The organism is Paractinoplanes polyasparticus, assembly GCF_019710575.1.
GTDB lineage: Bacteria > Actinomycetota > Actinomycetes > Mycobacteriales > Micromonosporaceae > Actinoplanes > Actinoplanes polyasparticus.
Genome location: NZ_JAHWFK010000063.1, coordinates 67,696 through 77,471 on the forward strand (window position 1 = coordinate 67,696; position 9,776 = coordinate 77,471).

The window sequence follows — 9,776 nt, forward strand, 5'->3', positions numbered from 1 at the left end:
GCCGACATGACGACGCGCGTGGTGGTGCTGGGAGCCGGCTTCGGCGGACTCGAACTGGCGACGATCGTGGGCGGTCACGCCGCCGCGTCCTCGCCCGGCGCTTCCTCAGCCGCCGGTTCCTCAGCCGCCGGTTCCTCGGCCGACGTTCAGGTGACGCTGATCGACCAGGCCGAGGGCTTCGTCTTCGGTTTCTCGAAGCTCGACGTGATGTTCGGCCGGGCCGCCCCCGACCAGGTGCTGCACCGCTACGCCGACCTGGTGAACCCCGGCGTCCGCTTCGTCAACGCCCGGATCACCGCCATCGACCCGGCGACGAAACGGGTCGAGACGACCGCCGGCCCGTTCGACGCCGACATCCTGGTGGTGGCGCTGGGCGCCGACCTCGATCCGGCCGCCACCCCCGGCCTGCTCGAGGGCGGGAACGAGTTCTACACGGTCGCCGGCGCCTTCGCGGCGGCAGACGCGCTGGCCGCGTTCGAGGGCGGCCGGGTGGTCGTGGCGGTCACCTCGACCCCGTTCAAGTGCCCGCCCGCGCCCAGCGAGACCGCGCTGCTGGCCCACGAGTTCCTCACGTCGCGCGGCCTGCCGTGCGACATCACCCTGGTCATGCCGCTGGGCAAACCGATCCCGCCGTCCCCCGACGCGTCGTCCGCGGTGCTGAAAGCCTTCGCCGAGCGCGGCATCAACTGGATCCCCGAGCGGCTGGTGCGCTCCCTCGACCCGGCCCGCAAGGTAGCCGTGCTGAGCGACGGCGCCGAACTCCCGTACGACCTGTTCCTCGGCGTGCCCGCGCATCGCGTCCCGTCGGTGGTGGCCGAGTCGGGCCTGGCAGTCGACGGCTGGATCCCGGTGGACCCGCTGACCCTGGAGACGTCCTTCCCCGGCGTTTACGCGGTCGGCGACGTGACCAGCGTCGGCACCCCCAAGGCCGGCGTCTTCGCCGAGGGCCAGGCGGCCGTGGTGGCGGCCCGCATCCTCGCCGCCGTACGCGACGAGCCCGGCGCCACCGAGTACGACGGCCGCGGCGTCTGCTACCTCGAGTTCGGCCACGACGAGGTGGCCAAGGTGGACGTGAAGTTCGTGTCCGGCCGCCCTCCCGTCGGCGCCCTCATCGGCCCGTCCCCCGCCTTGGCCGCCGACAAGCAGGCCTTCGGCCGCGACCGCATCCAACGCTGGTTCGGCCGCTCCTGGTCCCTCCCCGAAAGCTGACCCGCGTCAGGCGCGGGCGCCGATCGCCAGAGCGCGCAAGAGGAAGCGTGGCTCGGTCAGCGCGCTCGGGTGGGCCAGCATCGTGGTGACCTGACCGAGGCGCTGGTTGATCGTCTGGTCGCGCATGGACGCCTTGAACATCAGTCCGCTGGCCCAGCTGATCGCGCGGTAGCCCTTGGGATAGGGCCCGTCGACGTGCGGCAGGGCGAGATCGGCCATGGTGGAGACCTGCCACGCCGCGTCCACGACGACCTTGACGTCCCGGAAGTAGGACATGGCCGGCTTCGCGAGATCGGGCTCGCCGCGCAGATACTCGGAGAGCGCCGAGGCGTGCAGCGTCGCCGAGGTCATCCCCTGCCCGTAGACCGGGTTGAACGAGGCCACCGCGTCACCGACCGCGACCAGTCGCGCCGGGAACCGGGTCAGCCGATGGAAATCCCGCCGCCGGCTGTCGGCCTGGTGATAGGTGATGACATCGCCGACCTGCACCGCCGTCGTGGCCACCTCGCCGAACTCGGACGGGAAGTCGTCCACACACCGCTCGCGGAACTCGCCCGAGTCGCGCCCCGGCCGGTCGTCGGCGTACCCCGAGACCAGCACCGTCCACCGATCGCCCTCGATCGGCGTGAACCCGCCGATCCGCGCCACCTTGCCCGGCCCCGGATTGGCGATCGAGATGCAGGTCAGCACCTTCGCGTCGGCCGGCCGCCGGAACAGCGCGGTCGCGTAGTTGAGCTTGATCCCCATCCGCTGCATCGGCGGCTTGGGAAACCCGTGCGACTCGAGCCAGTCCCCGAGCCGGCTCGATCGCCCCATCGCGTCGACGACGAAGTCGGCAGGCACCTCCTCGTCCCCGTAGCGCACCCCGACGACGCTGTCTCCGTCGAGCACCATCCCGTCGGCGCGGCCGTGGGCCGTACGCACGTTCGGCAGAGCCAGCACCCGGTGCCGGATCAACGCTTCGAGAAAGGGCCGGCTGGAGACCAGCGCCTGCGCGGCGGGCCCGGTGGGCGGATCGCCGCGCAGCTCGCCGTCCATGTAGAACCGGTTGGTGTCGGGCGCCGGGTTGACCGCGCCGGCCGCGAGCGCCGCCTCGATGAAGCCCGGGAAGAACCGCTCCAGCTGGTTCAGCCCCGAGGGAAGCAGAGCGTGCACCTGGCTGCCCTGCGGCACCCCGGGCCGCGGCCCGATCGCGTTCTCCGGATCGGCCGCGATCTGGTCGTCGGGCACGTCGAGCCCGACGAGGTCGTCCCGCTCGATGACGAGCACCTGCTCGGCGTGATCGCTGAGCACACGGGCCGCCATCAGCCCGGCGATGCTGCCCCCGAGCACCACGGCCTGCCGGAACAGCACCCGCTGGCCCGTCGGAGGCTCGGACGTCGAAATGGCAGCGAACCTGCGCGCAGCGGTCACCCGAGCCCCCGTAAACGTTAAAGTTTCTTTCCCGGACCCACGATAGCCGGGCATCGAGAATCGTCGCTACCAGGCCATCCTGCCGAACCATCGAGCACCGCCGCAACGGCCGACGCCCGCTCCCTGGTGGTCACCGCAGGTAGGAGGCGCGAGGGCCACCGGGATGGCCAGGTGCGCAGCCGGCCTGTCGGCACCACTCATGCGGCGACTCCTTCCATCGCTTCCGGCGGGCCCGGGAGGTGGCTCGACCATAGCCGTTCCCACCGGCGGCAGTGAGTTATCCACAAGGCCCGCGGTTATCCACATTGCGGCGCTGCGAGGTTGTCGCCGAGCAGCTCATTGAGTAATGGATACCGGCCCTCGGAAAGTGGCAGTAAATAGCGTTGCCAACGACCGGCGAGCGGCCTACCGTAGTCATCACACCGGGAACAACAGGGACAAGGAGAGACCGATGTCGCGGCACGCCTCGATTACACCGCAGCTGCTCACGCCGCATGTCGGTGCCGTCCTGACGTGCGGCCTCGCACCCTACGGCAAGCCCTACCGGGCTCGGTGGCGCAGCTAGCGGAAGCTAGCGCAGAACAGCCGCCGAACCCGACAAGGGACGGCGGTTTTTTCGTTTTCCTGTGACTCCATTCCACCGGCATCGCGGGCCATTCCGCGCTGCCCAGATAATTGCGCCGGTCACCACCGGGAGCGATTGATTATTGACAACTCCACAGCGGATGGCACAACAAATCCGGAGCGAGGGAGACGGCAACCCGCGCGCCTTGGGAGCGCGAGACACCCCGTTCGATTCGGGGGCTCCGGACGAGATCTTTCAGAGCGCCGTCGTAGCTCGTCGGGCGGAACGCCGTCCCGGTACGACAGAGGTGGCCAGTTCGAGTCCGGCCGACGGCTCAAGCGGTTGTAGCTCAGCCAGGCAGAGCGCCACCCCGCCAAGGTGGAGGCGCCGGTTCGATCCCGGCCAGCCGCTTTCCGCCCTCGTAGCCCAACGGCAGAGGCACGACGTCGAGAACGTCGCCAGTGCGCGTTCAAATCGCGCCGAGGGCACGCGTCAACGCACCAAGCCGGTGCAGCACGAATGGCTCGTGCAGCCGACTCGTAATCGGCAGGTTGCGGGTTCGAGTCCCGCCGCCGGCTCACGCCCGGGTAGCCCAATGGCAGAGGCACGCCGCTCAGGACGGCGCCAGTGCGCGTTCGAATCGCGCTCCGGGTACGCATCGTGGATGTCAGGCATTGGCCCGGCGGAGGCGTTCGGCCGCCTGCGTCCGCAGCGCATCGCCGCCCGCCCGGGCGCCACCGCACAATGCCATCTCGCGGGCGTTGTACGCGGCCATCCACAAGCCGGCCGCCCATGCGACCTCGAGCTCCACGGCGGTGAACGGGCGCCCTCGAATGTCTTGATAGGCCACCAGGAAGGCCTCGGAGCTGTCGATCGACGCCAGTGTGGGCGGCCCGGCACTGGCAAACGAACCGCTCGCCGCTCCCACCAGCGCCGCCTCCGGCTGCCACGCCAGGCTGTCCCAGTCGTGCACCGTCCACATCTGCAAACCCTGCCACCGCAGGTTCTGTGCCTCGAAGTCGGCGTGGCCGAGCACGCACGGCAAACCTGCGGCCAGCAGCCGCTTCCGGGCCCGCTCAGCCGTCTCGACAACGTGCTCGGACACGACGCTTTGGTCCCGGCTGTCGAGAAAGTCGATCGCCGGCCACACCCCGGAATCGGTGTGGTCCCAGCGCACCCAGGGCGGATTCGGCAGCGGCGGCGCGACGCTCACGCCGGCAAGCTCGGCCATCAGCCGAGCGAACACCTCCGCGCAACGCCTGGCTATGTCCGGCGAGTCGCCGTGCAACACCTCGCCGCCGGGCCGGTACTCCTCGGCGTGCACGGCCAGCGCACCGACACTGATCACCGGCGTGAGCGGCCGGGCACAGGGGAACCCGCGCTCGGCCAGCCGGGCCTGCGCCGCGACACACGACGCGGCCCGGCCGTCGTCGGCGCGCGCCTTGACCACGACGTCCCCGCCACCGGCCAACCGCAGACCGAACACCGTCGAGACCTGCTGCGACCGGAACAGCACGGTGGTGGGTTCGCCGCCCAAATGGTCAAGACACCAAGCCCGCAACCAGTCCGGCATCTCATCCCTCCAGGGCTCGTAGCTCATCTGGTAGAGCGCCGCTCTCGCACAGCGGAGGTGGCCGGTTCGACTCCGGCCGGGTCCACGTCACGCGTTGGCACGCAACACGTTGACGGCCTGCACGGTGGCGTAGCCGCGCCATTCCAGGGCCGCCGCCGGGCTGAACGCCGTGAACGTGATGTCCCAGCCGCCGTCCGGCTTCTGCTGTGCGGCCAGCCGGGTCAGGTCGGCCGTGACGGCGTCCCGGTCGAACACCGCACGCGACGCGGAGTGCGGGTGGGGAGTGAAGTCGAGCAGATGCAGCACTTCGCCCGCCGCGCCCCCGGCAACAGGCGTCGGTCCGTCCATGCGTACGTGGGAAGCGAACCCGTCGAGAAGCGAGCGGGCCCGGGCCGAGGTGGGCGCCACGGCGTCCAGGAAGTGCATCGCGAACATCACCTCGTGGGCGGCCGGCGTCCCGGATGTCTGCTCGATCCCGTCCAGGCAGTAGTCGGTCGCCGCCTTCAGCCACGGGTGGTCGGCGACGTCCTTGCGGTGCCCGGTCAGCCGGTGCGCCTGCGCGGCCAGCTGGGTCGTCATCTGGAGGGACGACGTGCCCGGGTCGGCGTTGATCCAGTGCGGCGCGCTGCCGTCGGTGTCCGGGTAGGGCAGGGCGAACGGTGTGCCGCCGTCGGCCAGCGCGTGCGCGGCGAGCCAGTCGCACAGATCCACCGTCCGGCTGCTGGTGTCGCGAACGTCAGCCAGGACTTCCAGGGCGTGCATGGCCGCGACCGGCTGGCTGGTCGTCGACCGCAGATCCGGTTCGAGCGCCCAGCCGTACCCGCCGTCGAGGTTGCGGTGGGCGTCGAGCGCCAGGAGGACTTCGCCGGGCGAGCCCTCCCCCAGCAGGTGTCGCAGCCGGCGTCGCTCCAGGACGCGGGCGTGGGTCGTCACGAACGAGACCGCGGCATCGAGATCAAAGTTCATGGAAGGCATCCTTCCCCAGTCGCCGTAGCTCAGCAGGTTGGAGCGCCGCCCTGATAAGGCGGAGGCCGGTGGTTCGAGCCCACCCGGCGACACGATCACGGAGACGCCAGCCGATGGGTGCCGGCCGCCGCCTCGAAAGCGGTTGGGGGTCAGACCCCGTGGGCGTTCGACTCGCCCCGTCTCCGCCACGCGCCGCTGGCTCAACTGGTAGAGCAACGGACTCTTGATCCGTGGGTTCGGGGTTCGATTCCCCGGCGGCGCACTTGCAGGGTGGAGGAGTTCGGTCGTCCTCGCCGGTCTCATAAGCCGGAAAGCGCGGGTTCGAATCCCGCCCCTGCTCCCGTTCCGGTAGCTCAGCGGGAGAGCGCCGCCCCGACAAGGCGGAGGCCGCTGGTTCGATCCCAGCCCGGAACACGCAGCCCGGAGGCACGCAGCCGGGAACACGAACGTCCGTATGGCTCAGCGGGAGAGCGTCCCCTTCACACGGGGAAGGTCCCAGGTTCGAATCCTGGTACGGACACTGTGGCTGTAGCTCAGAGGGCAGAGCGCCGGGACGTGGCCCCGGAGGTCGCCGGTTCGAAACCGGCCAGCCACCTTTGCGCGTCGTGGACGGCGGCACGTCCAGCGGTCCGTAAAACCGTCGCCTTTCGGCAGACCTGGGTCGGCACCAGGGACGCGCACCACAGTCGCATGCCCGAGTGGTCAGGGAGCCGCCTGCAAAGCGGTCCACGCCGGTTCGAATCCGGCTGCGGCTTCGATTGCCATCCGCTGTGGAGTTGCCCGAGCGGCCGCCGTCGTCGTGGAGGGCGCCGGCTTCCGCGACGGACGGTAACGACGTGGTCCGACAAGGGACGGGGCGAGAGCTGTCGCGTACGCCGAGCGGCCCGGTCGCGCCGGAGTAGCGTGACGCGGGTGCCAGAGATCGTCACCGCGGTTCGGGACGGCGTCGGATGGGTCACCATGAGCAACCCCGCCCGCCGTAACGCGCTGTCTACCGCCATGCTTGCCACGCTCGAGTCCGCCGTACGGGAAATGGACCTTGATCCTGGGATCCGGACCGTCGTGCTTCGTGGAACCGGCGAGACGTTCACGGCCGGGGCGGACATCTCCGAGTTCGCGGCCCACCACGACTCGGTGGCGGCGCGCGAGACGTGGGAGCGCACGCTGACCGGGCTGTTCGAGACGCTGAGCGGGCTGACCACACCGCTGATCGCCATGATCCGCGGCCACTGTTTCGGCGCCGGGATGGCGCTCGCGCTCAGCGCCGACCTGCGCATCGCGGCCGAGGGCAGCACGTTCGGGATCCCCGCGGCCCGGCTCGGCATCGGGTACCCGTTCGCCCTGGCGCAGACGCTTGTGCACGTGGTCGGTCCCGCGCACGCGGGCGAGATGCTGTTCACGGCACGGGCGTACGCGGACCGCGAGGCCCTCGGCGCGGGCCTGGTCAACCGCCTGGTTCCGGCCGGCGAGCTCGAAGCCGACGTGATCGCCACGGCGAACGCGATCGCGGCCAACGCCCCACTCGCCGTGCGGGCGGCCAAGGCGGCGATCAAGGCGGCCGCGTACCCGTCCATGATCGAACGCGCCCACGAGTTGATCGCCGCCACGGTCGGTTCCGACGACGAGCGCGAGGGGCAGCGAGCGTTCATGGAACGCCGCCCGCCGGAATTCCGGAACCGCTGAATATATTGACGACTATTAGTAAGTCTTGCTAAAAGTTAGTGACCCGAGTCATCCCCACGGCGCGACCCCCTGTGCGCCGGACACGAAGGGTCACCATCCCCATGGCAATCAGAAGAAGCCGGTGGGCCGCCGCGGCCACCGCGTTCACCGTCGCCGCCGTCGGCACCCTCACGGCGCTGGCCGTCCAGGGCACGTCCGAGGCGGCCGTGCTGCCCAACGGGTTCAAGAGCGTCGGCTACATGCCGTCGTGGGCCGGCAACGTCACGAGCGTCCAGTACTCGAAGCTGACCCACATCAACTACTCGTTCGCCCTGCCCAACGCGAACGGCACCCTGCAGCCGATCGAGAACACGGCGAAGCTCCAGCAGCTCGTCACCCTCGGTCACCAGAACAACGTCAAGGTGTCGCTCGCGATCGGCGGCTGGAACGACGGCAACGACTCCGCCTTCGAGTCGCTCGCCGCCAACTCCGGCACCCGGACGGCGTTCGTCACCAACGTCATGAACACCGTCCGCCAGTACGGGCTGGACGGCGTCGACATGGACTGGGAGTACCCGGACCCGGGCACCTCCGGCAACAACTACACCGCGCTCATGCAGCAGCTCAGCACGGCCCTGCACAACGAGGGCAAGCTGCTCACGGCCGCGGTCGTCAGCGAGGGCGGCACCGCCAACGGCGTCCAGCCGGCCGTGTTCGGCTACGTCGACTGGCTCAACATCATGGCGTACGACGGTGGGTCGCCGCACGCCAACTACGACTGGTCGATCAACGCCGCCAACTTCTGGAAGAACCGGGGCCTGCCCAAGGCCAAGACCGTCCTCGGGGTCCCGTTCTACAGCCGGCCCGGCTATCTGACGTACGCCCAGCTCGTCGCCCAGGACCCGGCCAACGCCAACCGTGACTGCACGCCGTCGGGCGAGTGCTACAACGGTCTGCCGACCATCCGCCGCAAGACTCAGTGGGCCATGGCCAACGCCGGCGGCATCATGAACTGGGAGCTCTCGCAGGACGCGACCGGCGCCAACTCGCTGGTCAGCGCGATCTACGAGACCGTCATGGGCGGCAGCGGCCCGACCACCCCGCCGCCGTCCGGCCGCACCGGCCGGATCACCGGCATCGCCGGCAAGTGCGTCGACATCGCCGCCGCCAGCAGCGCCAACGGCACGGCCGTCCAGCTGTACGACTGCAACGGCACCACCGCTCAGAACTGGACCGTCGGCACCGACGGCACGATCCGCGCCCTCGGCAAGTGCCTGGACGTGGCCGCCGCCGGCACCGCCAACGGCTCGCTGGTGCAGATCTACGACTGCAACGGCACGAACGCACAGAAGTGGCAGGCCCAGTCCAACGGCACCCTGGTCAACACCGGCAGCAACCGGTGCCTGGACGCGTCCAACAACTCGTCCGCCAACGGCACCCGCCTGCACATCTGGGACTGCTTCGCCGGCGCCAACCAGCGCTGGGTCCTTCCCTGAGCTCGTGCCTCTGAACCAGTGCCTCTGAAGGGTTAACCCATGCGGTCCGTCTCCCCCACCGGGAGGCGGACCGCCGCTCTTCCGGGCGACTGACCTGGGGCTTTCCCGTCGGCACGATCGCCTCATGCTTCGTCGTGTATCCAGCTCGGTCGACCGGAACCCTTCCCCGTCGTGGCTCTGGTAATGACCTTCGCGGCCCTGGCCGCCGCCGCCTGGGGAGTCTCCGACTTTCTGGCCGGCTTGCTGGCCCGCCGCCTTCCGGTGCTGACCATTCTGATCGGCTCGAAGATCGCCGCCATGCTGCTGGCCCTGGTGGTGGTCGCCTTCCGAGGCGTCCCACCGCCGGCTGATCCACGCCTCTGGCTGGGCGTCGCCGCGGGGCTCGTCGGCTTCCCGGCGATGGGGCTGCTGTATCGGGCCATGCGGGACGGCTCGCTGGTCGTGGTGGCGCCGGTGGCGGCCGGCGCTGCGCTGGTGCCCGTGCTTTGGGGCCTGGTGCACGGCGAACGGCTCGGGACGGTGGCCGGGCTCGGGGTCGTGATCGGGCTGGTCGGGATGACGATGGCGAGCTGGCCCGTCGCCTCGACGGCCCCCGGGCGGACGCGGCGGTCGGCGCAGTGGTGCTCGCTCGGAGCGGCGGCCGGGCTGGGGGGTCTACTTCGTGCTGCTGCACGAGGCCGGGGCGGCGGATCAGATCTGGGCTACGGCTTTCGCTCGCATCACCGGCGGCTCTCTGGCGCTGCTCTTCATGATCGCGTCGAGCCATCGCCTCTTCACGACCACGTCGGGCCGGCGAATTTTCATGATCGCCGTGAGCCACCGCCTCCCCCGCCCACAGAGAGGATGTTGGTGAGCACCTCCCGCCGGGGTGTGACCCACCCTCCCACTGACT

Annotated in this window: 7 protein-coding genes and 13 tRNA genes; 17 read left to right on the forward strand and 3 right to left on the reverse strand. The window is 70.1% G+C overall.

Annotated features, from left to right (window positions below; translation table 11 throughout):
• Window positions 1-6 precede the first annotated feature (6 nt).
• A complete protein-coding gene (locus KXC43_RS45850; protein WP_255645959.1) occupies window positions 7-1,209 on the forward strand; it encodes an NAD(P)/FAD-dependent oxidoreductase in 1,203 nt (400 codons plus the stop codon).
• A gap of 6 nt (window positions 1,210-1,215) precedes the next feature.
• Here KXC43_RS45850 and KXC43_RS53095 read toward each other — a convergent pair whose 3' ends face one another.
• Window positions 1,216-2,622, reverse strand: coding sequence for an FAD-dependent oxidoreductase (locus KXC43_RS53095; protein WP_221382588.1), 1,407 nt, complete (start codon window positions 2,620-2,622; stop codon window positions 1,216-1,218).
• Window positions 2,623-3,525: 903 nt separating this feature from the next.
• On the opposite strand from KXC43_RS53095, the gene KXC43_RS45860 reads away from it, so the two are divergent.
• From KXC43_RS45860 to KXC43_RS45875, 4 genes are all read left to right on the forward strand, one after another.
• A tRNA-Gly gene (locus KXC43_RS45860) sits at window positions 3,526-3,598 on the forward strand.
• A 4-nt stretch (window positions 3,599-3,602) separates the two neighbouring features.
• Window positions 3,603-3,675, forward strand: a tRNA-Leu gene (locus tag KXC43_RS45865).
• Between the two features lie 16 nt (window positions 3,676-3,691).
• Window positions 3,692-3,765: transfer RNA gene (locus KXC43_RS45870), tRNA-Thr, on the forward strand.
• 3 nt (window positions 3,766-3,768) lie between these two features.
• Window positions 3,769-3,841, forward strand: a tRNA-Leu gene (locus tag KXC43_RS45875).
• A gap of 13 nt (window positions 3,842-3,854) precedes the next feature.
• On the opposite strand, the gene KXC43_RS45880 is transcribed toward KXC43_RS45875, so the two are convergent.
• Window positions 3,855-4,724, reverse strand: a complete 870-nt coding sequence (locus KXC43_RS45880; RefSeq protein ID WP_255645960.1) for a phosphotransferase — start codon at window positions 4,722-4,724, stop codon at window positions 3,855-3,857.
• 48 nt (window positions 4,725-4,772) lie between these two features.
• Here KXC43_RS45880 and KXC43_RS45885 point away from each other — a divergent pair.
• Window positions 4,773-4,845 (forward strand) — tRNA-Ala (locus tag KXC43_RS45885).
• A 2-nt stretch (window positions 4,846-4,847) separates the two neighbouring features.
• On the opposite strand, the gene KXC43_RS45890 is transcribed toward KXC43_RS45885, so the two are convergent.
• On the reverse strand, window positions 4,848-5,726 hold the full coding sequence (locus tag KXC43_RS45890) for a hypothetical protein (RefSeq protein ID WP_221382590.1): 879 nt from the start codon (window positions 5,724-5,726) through the stop codon (window positions 4,848-4,850).
• Window positions 5,727-5,744: 18 nt separating this feature from the next.
• Here KXC43_RS45890 and KXC43_RS45895 point away from each other — a divergent pair.
• From KXC43_RS45895 to KXC43_RS45945, 11 genes are all read left to right on the forward strand, one after another.
• A tRNA-Ile gene (locus tag KXC43_RS45895) sits at window positions 5,745-5,818 on the forward strand.
• A 7-nt stretch (window positions 5,819-5,825) separates the two neighbouring features.
• A tRNA-Ser gene (locus KXC43_RS45900) sits at window positions 5,826-5,914 on the forward strand.
• A gap of 1 nt (window position 5,915) precedes the next feature.
• A tRNA-Lys gene (locus KXC43_RS45905) sits at window positions 5,916-5,988 on the forward strand.
• Window positions 5,989-5,990: 2 nt separating this feature from the next.
• Window positions 5,991-6,066 (forward strand) — tRNA-Met (locus tag KXC43_RS45910).
• A gap of 2 nt (window positions 6,067-6,068) precedes the next feature.
• Window positions 6,069-6,140, forward strand: a tRNA-Val gene (locus KXC43_RS45915).
• A gap of 34 nt (window positions 6,141-6,174) precedes the next feature.
• Window positions 6,175-6,246: transfer RNA gene (locus tag KXC43_RS45920), tRNA-Val, on the forward strand.
• Between the two features lie 2 nt (window positions 6,247-6,248).
• A tRNA-His gene (locus KXC43_RS45925) sits at window positions 6,249-6,321 on the forward strand.
• An 89-nt stretch (window positions 6,322-6,410) separates the two neighbouring features.
• Window positions 6,411-6,481: transfer RNA gene (locus KXC43_RS45930), tRNA-Cys, on the forward strand.
• A gap of 157 nt (window positions 6,482-6,638) precedes the next feature.
• Complete coding sequence (locus KXC43_RS45935) at window positions 6,639-7,409, forward strand: enoyl-CoA hydratase-related protein (RefSeq protein WP_221382591.1); 771 nt, start codon at window positions 6,639-6,641, stop codon at window positions 7,407-7,409.
• Window positions 7,410-7,510: 101 nt separating this feature from the next.
• Window positions 7,511-8,884 carry a glycosyl hydrolase family 18 protein gene (locus KXC43_RS45940; RefSeq protein ID WP_221382592.1) on the forward strand — a complete coding sequence of 458 codons (1,374 nt, stop codon included), beginning with the start codon at window positions 7,511-7,513 and terminating at the stop codon, window positions 8,882-8,884.
• Between the two features lie 171 nt (window positions 8,885-9,055).
• Window positions 9,056-9,776, forward strand: a 721-nt coding sequence (locus KXC43_RS45945; protein WP_308129565.1) for an EamA family transporter, incomplete at its 3' end; no start/stop codon positions are given.

Bases quoted from the DNA above. Each gene is read 5' to 3' on its own strand.
- KXC43_RS45850 (WP_255645959.1), top strand. From the start codon at position 7: ATGACGACGCGCGTGGTGGTGCTGGGAGCCGGCTTCGGCGGACTCGAA.
- KXC43_RS45890 (WP_221382590.1), bottom strand. From the start codon at position 5,726: ATGAACTTTGATCTCGATGCCGCGGTCTCGTTCGTGACGACCCACGCC.
- KXC43_RS45940 (WP_221382592.1), top strand. From the start codon at position 7,511: ATGGCAATCAGAAGAAGCCGGTGGGCCGCCGCGGCCACCGCGTTCACC.